Origin of the sequence: Buttiauxella agrestis ATCC 33320 (assembly GCF_000735355.1) — a bacterium.
Taxonomy (GTDB): domain Bacteria; phylum Pseudomonadota; class Gammaproteobacteria; order Enterobacterales; family Enterobacteriaceae; genus Buttiauxella; species Buttiauxella agrestis.
In genome coordinates this window covers 1-8,795 of sequence record NZ_JMPI01000051.1, presented here as the reverse complement: position 1 = coordinate 8,795, position 8,795 = coordinate 1, and the positions used below count along the sequence as shown (strand labels likewise).

Annotated in this window: 11 protein-coding genes; 10 read left to right on the top strand and 1 reads right to left on the bottom strand. The window is 52.5% G+C overall.

Annotation, left to right across the window (positions count from 1 at the left end; all coding sequences use genetic code 11):
- Window positions 1-10 precede the first annotated feature (10 nt).
- Window positions 11-814, bottom strand: a complete 804-nt coding sequence (suhB, locus tag GBAG_RS15170; RefSeq protein ID WP_034497722.1) for an inositol-1-monophosphatase — start codon at window positions 812-814, stop codon at window positions 11-13.
- 119 nt (window positions 815-933) lie between these two features.
- Between suhB and trmJ the strand changes: the two genes are divergently transcribed.
- From trmJ to pepB, 10 genes are all read left to right on the top strand, one after another.
- Window positions 934-1,674: a tRNA (cytosine(32)/uridine(32)-2'-O)-methyltransferase TrmJ gene (gene trmJ, locus GBAG_RS15165; protein ID WP_034497721.1), complete on the top strand. Its 741-nt coding sequence runs from the start codon at window positions 934-936 to the stop codon at window positions 1,672-1,674.
- Window positions 1,675-1,804: 130 nt separating this feature from the next.
- Window positions 1,805-2,293: a Fe-S cluster assembly transcriptional regulator IscR gene (gene iscR / locus GBAG_RS15160; RefSeq protein ID WP_034497720.1), complete on the top strand. Its 489-nt coding sequence runs from the start codon at window positions 1,805-1,807 to the stop codon at window positions 2,291-2,293.
- Window positions 2,294-2,424: 131 nt separating this feature from the next.
- Window positions 2,425-3,639 carry a cysteine desulfurase gene (gene iscS / locus GBAG_RS15155; RefSeq protein WP_034497718.1) on the top strand — a complete coding sequence of 405 codons (1,215 nt, stop codon included), beginning with the start codon at window positions 2,425-2,427 and terminating at the stop codon, window positions 3,637-3,639.
- Between the two features lie 42 nt (window positions 3,640-3,681).
- Complete coding sequence (gene iscU / locus GBAG_RS15150; protein WP_015703172.1) at window positions 3,682-4,068, top strand: Fe-S cluster assembly scaffold IscU; 387 nt, start codon at window positions 3,682-3,684, stop codon at window positions 4,066-4,068.
- Between the two features lie 24 nt (window positions 4,069-4,092).
- The gene (gene iscA, locus GBAG_RS15145) at window positions 4,093-4,416 is read left to right on the top strand and encodes an iron-sulfur cluster assembly protein IscA (protein ID WP_034497717.1); all 324 of its coding nucleotides are present in this window, start codon (window positions 4,093-4,095) and stop codon (window positions 4,414-4,416) included.
- A gap of 69 nt (window positions 4,417-4,485) precedes the next feature.
- Window positions 4,486-5,001: a co-chaperone HscB gene (hscB, locus tag GBAG_RS15140; RefSeq protein ID WP_034497715.1), complete on the top strand. Its 516-nt coding sequence runs from the start codon at window positions 4,486-4,488 to the stop codon at window positions 4,999-5,001.
- A 13-nt stretch (window positions 5,002-5,014) separates the two neighbouring features.
- Window positions 5,015-6,865 (top strand): Fe-S protein assembly chaperone HscA, encoded by a 1,851-nt coding sequence (hscA, locus tag GBAG_RS15135; protein ID WP_034497713.1) that lies wholly within the window; start codon window positions 5,015-5,017, stop codon window positions 6,863-6,865.
- Between the two features lies 1 nt (window position 6,866).
- Complete coding sequence (gene fdx / locus GBAG_RS15130) at window positions 6,867-7,202, top strand: ISC system 2Fe-2S type ferredoxin (RefSeq protein WP_034459208.1); 336 nt, start codon at window positions 6,867-6,869, stop codon at window positions 7,200-7,202.
- A 12-nt stretch (window positions 7,203-7,214) separates the two neighbouring features.
- Window positions 7,215-7,415, top strand: a complete 201-nt coding sequence (gene iscX, locus GBAG_RS15125; protein WP_034497712.1) for a Fe-S cluster assembly protein IscX — start codon at window positions 7,215-7,217, stop codon at window positions 7,413-7,415.
- A gap of 70 nt (window positions 7,416-7,485) precedes the next feature.
- The gene (gene pepB / locus GBAG_RS15120; protein ID WP_034497709.1) at window positions 7,486-8,772 is read left to right on the top strand and encodes an aminopeptidase PepB; all 1,287 of its coding nucleotides are present in this window, start codon (window positions 7,486-7,488) and stop codon (window positions 8,770-8,772) included.
- Window positions 8,773-8,795: the final 23 nt, after the last annotated feature.

Genomic DNA, 8,795 nt, shown 5'->3' with positions numbered 1-8,795 from the left:
GCTTTAAAGATTAACGCTTCAGCGCTTCGCTCAATTCATCACGCATAGCTGCCAGCATCGCTTTAACAACACGCGCATTACCTGCAACGATATTGCCGCTGGTCAGGTAGTTGTGGCCGCCGGTGAAATCACACACCAGGCTACCGGATTCACGAGCAATCAGTTCACCTGCTGCGAAATCCCATGGCTTCAGGCCAATCTCAAAGAAACCGTCAACGCGGCCTGCCGCAACGTAGGCCAGATCCAGCGCGGCTGAACCGGTACGACGGAAGTCAGCACACTGCGTGAACAGTTTGGTCACGATGTTCATATAAGGAGTCGCGTGTTGCTTGTGCTTGAACGGGAAGCCCGTTGCCAGAATGGTGCCGTCGAGGTCGCGTGCATTGCTGCCGCGCAGACGGTAACCGTTCAGCTGTGCGCCTTGACCACGAACGGCTGTGAACAGCTCATTACGCATTGGGTCATAAACAACAGCAACTTCGGTGCGGCCCTTAACACGGACAGCGATAGAGACAGAGAAGTGTGGCAAACGTTTGATGAAGTTTGAAGTGCCATCCAGAGGATCGATAACCCATTGCACATCCTGCTCGGTACCCGCCAGTTCGCCTGATTCTTCAGCGATAATGGTGTGTTGCGGGTAGGATTTGCGGATAATTTCGATAATCAGACGCTCGGCGTCTTTATCTACGTTAGTCACAAAATCGTTGCTGCCTTTCTGGCTCGCTTCTACAGCGTCAGGGGTTTCGTAGTTCTTGGCAATTAAATTGCCCGCCTTGCGCGCAGCGCGCACGGCGATGGTGAGCATCGGATGCATCGGTCTCTCTCTGGATGTTAAAGAACGGGAAAACGCGGCGGAGTATAGCAGAGCGTTCGGAATATGTCCCAGGGTTATGATAGGATATCGCGATAATCTTTTCAGGCAATGAGTCTAGAATGCTGCAAAACGTACGTATAGTGCTGGTTGAAACCTCCCACACCGGCAACATGGGGTCTGTCGCTCGTGCCATGAAAACCATGGGGCTGACAAATCTTTGGTTGGTAAATCCGTTGGTTAAACCTGATTCTCAGGCTATTGCGCTCGCCGCAGGTGCCAGTGATGTTATCGGTGAGGCCAAAATTGTCGATACGCTGGATGAAGCGTTGGCAGGTTGCAGCCTGGTCGTGGGTACCAGTGCGCGTTCACGCACATTACCTTGGCCGATGCTCGATCCGCGCGAATGTGGTCTAAAGACCATTTCTGAAGCGCAAGATGCGCCAGTGGCGATTGTGTTTGGCCGTGAACGTGTTGGTTTGACCAATGACGAATTGCAGAAATGCCATTACCACGTCGCGATTCAGGCAAATCCGGAATACAGCTCGCTGAACCTGGCGATGGCCGTGCAAATCCTCGCTTATGAAGTAAGAATCGCCTGGCTTGCTACGCAAGAAGAAGGCAAAGAAGCGGTAGTGGTTGAAGACCAGACTCAATATCCGTCGGCTGACGATCTCGAGCGTTTTTACGTTCACCTGGAACAAGTCTTGCTGAAAACCGGCTTTATTCGCACCAGCCATCCGGGCCAGATTATGAGCAAATTACGCCGCTTATATAACCGTGCACGCCCGGAAACTCAGGAACTTAACATTCTGCGCGGCATGCTTTCTTCTATTGATAACGAGAAAAAACACGGCAAATAATACTTGAGTAAATTACTAGGTTAAATAGTTGACCAATTTACTCGGGAATGTCAGACTTGCGGCCTGCTATGTGACAATCACATTTATAAAAAACCCCCGGTTCGAGGGGCGATTAGAGGTTAAGTAAGACATGAGACTGACATCCAAAGGACGTTATGCCGTGACCGCAATGCTTGACGTTGCGTTGAACTCCGAATCAGGCCCAGTGCCACTGGCTGATATTTCTGAACGTCAGGGAATCTCTCTCTCCTATCTGGAGCAGTTATTCTCCCGTCTGCGTAAAAATGGCCTCGTTGCCAGCGTTCGTGGTCCTGGCGGCGGTTATCTGTTGGGTAAAGAAGCTAGCGCCATCGCGGTTGGTGAAGTCATTAGCGCAGTAGATGAATCTGTTGATGCCACGCGTTGTGCGGGTAAAGGTGGTTGTCAGGGCGGCGATAAATGCCTGACTCACGCGCTGTGGCGCGACCTGAGCGACCGTCTGACCGGTTTTTTAAATAACATCACCTTGGGTGAACTGGTCAATAACCAGGAAGTGTTGGATGTTTCTGGTCGCCAGCACAATGAAAACCATCGCAGTACGCGCTCCCAAGACGCGATCGACGTCAAACTGCGCGCATAAGCAGACAATTAGATTTTTTAGAATCAGGTTTGGGGGCTTGCCGCTCCCTTTTAAAAACAGCAGCATTCCATTTTTAGGCCTGGTTCTTCGTATCGTATCGTATTGAAGTGATGTACGGAGCTTAAAGAGCAATGAAATTACCGATTTATCTCGACTACTCTGCGACTACGCCGGTTGATCCGCGTGTTGCGCAGAAAATGATGCAGTGTTTGACTATGGACGGAACCTTCGGTAACCCGGCTTCTCGTTCCCACCGTTTCGGTTGGCAGGCGGAAGAAGCAGTAGATATCGCCCGTAACCAAATCGCTGAACTGGTTGGTGCAGACCCGCGTGAAATCGTCTTTACCTCCGGCGCAACTGAATCAGACAACCTCGCTATCAAAGGTGCGGCTAACTTCTATCAGAAGAAAGGCAAGCACATCATCACCGTAAAAACCGAACACAAAGCTGTGCTGGACACCTGTCGTCAGCTTGAGCGTGAAGGTTTTGAAGTGACTTATCTGGCACCACAGAGCAACGGTATTGTTGACCTGAACGTGCTGGAAGCGGCAATGCGTGACGACACCATTCTGGTTTCTATCATGCACGTGAATAACGAAATCGGCGTGGTGCAGGATATCGCGGCAATCGGCGAATTGTGCCGTGCGCGTGGCATTATCTATCACGTGGATGCGACTCAGAGCGTAGGCAAATTGCCTATCGACTTGAGCAGCCTTAAAGTTGACCTGATGTCTTTCTCAGGTCACAAAATCTATGGCCCGAAAGGGATCGGCGCACTGTACGTTCGTCGTAAACCACGTATTCGTATCGAAGCTCAGGTACACGGCGGTGGTCACGAGCGCGGCATGCGTTCTGGTACTCTGCCTGTTCACCAGATTGTCGGCATGGGCGAAGCTTACCGTATCGCGAAAGAAGAGATGGAAACAGAAATGTCCCGTCTGCGCGGTCTGCGTAACCGTCTGTGGAACGGCGTGAAAGATATGGAAGAAGTGTATCTGAACGGCGACCTGGAAAATGGCGTTCCAACGATTCTCAACGTGAGCTTTAACTACGTTGAAGGTGAGTCGCTGATTATGGCACTGAAAGACCTCGCGGTTTCTTCCGGTTCTGCCTGTACATCAGCAAGCCTCGAGCCATCCTACGTGCTGCGCGCACTGGGTATGACCGACGAACTGGCTCACAGTTCTATCCGTTTCTCTTTGGGTCGTTTTACTACTGAAGAAGAGATCGACTACACCATCGAACTGGTACGTAAGTCCATTGGCCGTCTGCGCGACCTTTCTCCACTGTGGGAAATGTTCAAGCAGGGCGTGGATATTAATTCCATCGAATGGGCTCATCACTAATCGCTCTTTTCGAGCGTCGATATCGGATTCAGGAGAATAAAAATGGCTTACAGCGAAAAAGTAATCGATCACTACGAAAACCCACGCAATGTTGGTTCTTTTGATAACAGCGATGACAGCGTAGGTTCAGGCATGGTGGGTGCACCAGCTTGTGGCGACGTGATGAAGTTGCAGATCAAAGTCAACAATGAAGGTATTATTGAAGACGCTCGCTTCAAAACCTACGGCTGTGGCTCTGCCATTGCTTCCAGCTCGCTGGTGACCGAATGGGTCAAAGGTAAATCTCTGGATGAAGCGCAGGCCATCAAAAACACCGACATCGCAGAAGAACTCGAACTGCCGCCGGTGAAGATTCACTGCTCAATCCTTGCAGAAGACGCTATCAAAGCGGCCATTGCGGATTACAAAAGCAAGCGTGAAGCTAAATAATTATTGTTGAGTAGAGGTTGTTGTATGTCGATTACCCTTAGCGACAGTGCTGCCGCACGCGTGAATGCCTTCTTGTCCAATCGCGGTAAAGGTTTTGGACTGCGTTTAGGCGTTCGTACTTCTGGCTGTTCTGGCATGGCTTATGTTCTTGAGTTTGTTGACGAGCCGATGGCAGAAGACACCGTGTTTGAAGACAAAGGCGTGAAAGTGGTCGTCGATGGTAAAAGCCTGCAATTTTTAGACGGCACCGAGCTGGACTTCGTCAAAGAAGGTCTTAACGAAGGGTTTAAATTTACTAACCCGAACGTGAAAGATGAGTGCGGTTGCGGCGAAAGCTTCCACGTCTGATGCTCGCCACTTCCCCCACGTAACGTACCGTTATGTGGGGGTATCTCAGGTAACCCCCCCGAGTCTGTTATGGATTACTTCACCCTCTTTGGATTACCAGTAGGCTTCGCCCTTAACACCGAGTTGCTGGCTAAACGTTACCAGGAGCTGCAACGCCAGTTCCACCCTGACAAGTACACCAGCCGCCCTCAGGCGGAACAACTGCTGGCGGTCCAACAATCTGCGACCATCAACCAGGCATGGCAAACGCTGCGTCATCCGCTGCCGCGTGCCGAGTACATTCTCTCCCTCAACGGTTTTGATCTGGCTAACGAGCAGCATACCGTGCGCGATACCGCGTTTTTGATGGAGCAACTCGAATTACGTGAAGAGCTTGATAATATCGAGCACGCCAAAGATAGCGACCGCCTGGAATCCTTCAGTGCCAACGTTAATGCGATGGTGAAAACCCGCATGGCGCAAATGGTGCAGCAACTGGATAATCAGGATTGGACGCAAGCGGCGGATACTGTGCGTAAACTTCGTTTTCTCGATAAACTGCGCAGCCAAATAGAACAACTCGAAGAAAAGCTGCTCGATTTTTAACTGGAAGCTCAATATGGCGTTATTACAAATTAGTGAGCCGGGCCTGAGTGCGGCACCGCATCAGCGCAAGCTGGCGGCGGGTATCGATTTAGGCACCACAAATTCACTGGTTGCAACTGTTCGTAGCGGGCAAGCTGAAACGCTGCCTGACCATGAAGGCCGTCATCTGCTGCCTTCTGTGGTGCACTATCAGCAACAAGGCCTGAATGTCGGTTGGGACGCGCGTGCGCAAGCCGCAACCGATCCGGCAAACACTATCAGCTCCGTAAAACGTCTGATGGGCCGATCGCTTGCCGATATCCAGGCGCGTTACCCGCATCTGCCTTACTCGCTCAAAGCGAGTGAAAATGGCCTGCCGATGATCGACACCCCGGCGGGTCTGCTGAACCCTATTCGTATCTCATCCGACATCTTAAAAGCCCTTTCCGCACGTGCGACTGAAGCGCTGGAAGGTCAGCTTGATGGCGTGGTGATCACCGTTCCCGCTTATTTCGACGATGCACAACGTCAGGGCACCAAAGACGCTGCACGTCTGGCGGGCCTGCATGTTCTGCGCCTGCTCAATGAACCGACCGCCGCCGCTATTGCTTACGGCCTGGACTCCGGCAAAGAAGGCGTTATTGCCGTTTACGATTTGGGCGGTGGCACTTTCGATATTTCTATTCTGCGCTTAAGCCGTGGCGTGTTTGAAGTGCTGGCAACTGGCGGTGATTCTGCACTCGGTGGCGACGACTTCGACCACCTGTTAGCCGACTGGCTGCGTGAGCAAGCCGGTGTAGCTGACCGTAGCGACGACCGCGTGCAGCGCCAGTTACTGGATGCCGCAATTGCCGCGAAAATCGCCCTGAGCGATGTCGAAACGGCGACTGTAGAAGTGGCTGGCTGGACGGGCACTGTGACCCGAGAGCAGTTCAACGAGCTGATTGCAGCCCTGGTTAAACGGACATTGCTGGCTTGTCGCCGTGCGCTGAAAGACGCTGGCGTCGAAGCTGATGAAGTGCTGGAAGTGGTGATGGTCGGCGGTTCTACTCGCGTGCCATTGGTGCGTGAACGTGTGGGCGAATTCTTTGGCCGCATGCCGCTGACATCTATCGACCCGGATAAAGTCGTCGCTATTGGTGCTGCTATTCAGGCGGATATTCTGGTGGGTAACAAGCCGGACAGCGAAATGCTGCTGCTTGATGTGATCCCGCTGTCGCTTGGCCTTGAAACCATGGGCGGCCTGGTAGAGAAAGTCATTCCACGTAACACCACTATTCCGGTTGCGCGTGCGCAAGACTTCACGACTTTCAAAGACGGCCAAACGGCGATGTCGATTCACGTGATGCAGGGCGAACGTGAACTGGTGCAAGATTGCCGTTCGCTGGCACGTTTTGCACTGCGCGGTATTCCGGCAATGCCTGCGGGTGGGGCGCATATTCGCGTGACCTTCCAGGTTGATGCTGACGGCTTACTGAGCGTCACCGCGATGGAGAAATCCACCGGCGTTGAAGCCTCTATCCAGGTGAAACCATCTTATGGTCTGAGCGATGGCGAAATCGCCACCATGATTCAGGACTCCATGAGTTATGCCGAGCATGATGTGAAAGCGCGCATGCTGGCTGAGCAAAAAGTTGACGCTGCCCGCGTGCTGGAAAGCCTGCAAGGTGCGTTAGCGACTGATGCCGCGCTGTTAAGTGCGGCAGAGCGTGCGGAAATTGACTCAGCGATGGTGGCGTTAAGCGCCGCAGCTGCGGGCGATGACACCGATGCTATTGAACAAGCCATTAAAAACGTAGACAAACAAACACAGGATTTCGCCGCACGTCGTATGGATGAATCAATCCGTAAGGCGCTGAAAGGCCACTCCGTGGACGAGGTTTAACATGCCAAAGATTGTTTTTCTGCCTCATCAGGATTTGTGTCCAGATGGCGCAGTTTTGGAAGCGAATGTCGGTGAAACTATTCTTGATGTTGCGCTGCGCAACGGTATCGAGATTGAACACGCCTGTGAAAAATCCTGTGCTTGCACCACTTGCCACTGTGTGGTGCGTGAAGGTTTCGACTCCCTTGCTGAAAGCACGGAAGACGAAGACGACATGCTTGATAAAGCATGGGGTCTGGAACCTGAAAGCCGCTTAAGCTGCCAGGCGCGTGTAACGGATGAAGATCTGGTGGTAGAAATGCCACGTTACACCATTAACCATGCACGTGAGCACTAACAGGAGTCGCTTATGGGACTGAAATGGACCGATAGCCGCGAAATTGGTGAAGCTCTGTACGACAGCCGCCCGGATCTTGATCCTAAAACGGTACGTTTTACCGATCTGCATCAGTGGATCTGCGATCTGGAAGATTTTGATGACGATCCAAGCGCATCCAATGAAAAAATTCTGGAAGCGATTCTGTTAGTCTGGTTAGATGAAGCAGAATAACAATAAGCGGGCTGCCTCTGGCGGCCCGTTTTTATATGAAGCATGAGCTGAAAAGTATAAGGAAAAGAAAATGTCAGAAGCCATGAAAATCACGCTTTCCACCGCGTCTGCCGATGCGCGCTGGGGTGAAAAAGCCGCTTATAGCATCAACGACGAAGGGATTACCCTGCACCTGACAGGCAAAGATGACCTGGGGTTAATCCAACGAGCCGCACGTAAAATCGACGGCCAGGGCTTGAAGCACGTACAGTTGGCGGGCGAAGGCTGGGATGTCGAGAAAAGCTGGGCATTCTGGCAGGGCTACCGTGCACCAAAAGGCACCCGTAAAGTTGACTGGGCTGTGCTGAGCGATGAAGAACAAAAAGAACTCAATAACCGCCTGAAAATCATTGATTGGGTTCGCCATACCATCAACACGCCAGCCGAAGAACTCGGCCCGGAGCAACTCGCCTCCCGCGCCGTTGACCTGCTGTGTGATGTGGCTTGCGATAACGTCTCTTACCGCATCACCAAAGGTGAAGATCTGCGCGAGCAGAATTACATGGGTATCCACACCGTGGGTCGTGGTTCTGAGCGCCCACCGGTACTGCTGGCGCTGGATTACAACCCAACTGGCAACCCGGATGCACCGGTTTACGCATGCCTGGTCGGCAAAGGCATCACCTTTGATTCCGGCGGCTACAGCATGAAACAAAGCGCATTCATGGACTCCATGAAGTCTGATATGGGCGGCGCTGCCACCATTACCGGCGCTTTGGCATTTGCGATCACTCGCGGCTTGAACAAACGTGTGAAACTGTTCCTGTGCTGCGCGGACAACCTGGTCAGCGGCAACGCATTCAAACTGGGCGACATCATTAAATATCGCAACGGTAAAACCGTTGAAGTGATGAACACCGATGCAGAAGGTCGCCTGGTGCTGGCCGATGGCCTGATTGATGCGAGTGCGCAAAAACCTGAGCTTATCATCGACTGCGCGACCCTAACGGGTGCGGCGAAAACCGCATTGGGTAACGACTACCACGCGCTGTTTAGCTTCGACGATGGGCTGGTAAACCGCCTGATGGAAAGTGCTGCGGAAGAAAACGAGCCGTTCTGGCGCTTGCCGCTGGCCGAGTTCCACCGCAACCAGTTGCCGTCTAACTTTGCTGAACTGAACAACACCTCTAACGCCTCTTTCCCGGCGGGTGCCAGCACGGCGGCGGGTTTCTTGTCCCACTTCGTGGAAAACTACCACGCAGGTTGGCTGCACATTGACTGCTCTGCTACTTACCGTAAAGGTGCGGTTGAGCAGTGGTCTGCTGGCGCAACAGGTATTGGTGTACGCGCGATTGCGAATCTGTTGGTTAGTCAGTAATTCGCTTTTCGCCCTCACCCCGG